Annotated in this window: 1 protein-coding gene; it reads left to right on the top strand. The window is 65.5% G+C overall.

The features are described 5' to 3' along the window. A partial coding sequence (locus tag FVP33_RS19665) for a hypothetical protein (RefSeq protein ID WP_187270816.1) occupies positions 1-406 on the top strand: 406 nt, incomplete at both ends.

Below are 406 nucleotides of genomic sequence, written 5' to 3'. Positions count from 1 at the left end.
GGCGCTGGATAGGGGCGCGCCAGGCAGCGCGTGGTCGGTGAAGATCGCCGAACAGCAGTACACCGACTGGGGCGATGGTGGGGTGGCTTACATCGACGTGCCGAAACAGGCGCCGGGCGTGGACTACCTGGAGGTCTCGAACGTGACGGGCACCCTCGCATGGTGGTCGTCGATGACCGTGGAAGGTGGCGCGCTGGCGTACGCTGACGGAGTTCCCGATGCAAACGCCAGGTCGCGGTTCGTCGCGGCCCTCGGTGCATACTTCGAGGGACCGGCGGACATCTACTCGAAGTGGGTCTTCGCCCCGCGGTCGACCACGCGTCGAAACAACTACTGGTTCTTCCTGGAAAACGTCACGATGCCGTGGGGAAACCAGGGGCAGGACGGCGGGGCGAGCCTCTATACC

Source organism: Lacisediminihabitans profunda (genome assembly GCF_008040105.1).
GTDB lineage: Bacteria > Actinomycetota > Actinomycetes > Actinomycetales > Microbacteriaceae > Lacisediminihabitans > Lacisediminihabitans profunda.
The sequence above is the reverse complement of the archived record's forward strand: the minus strand, read 5'-3'. Positions and strand labels throughout refer to the sequence as shown.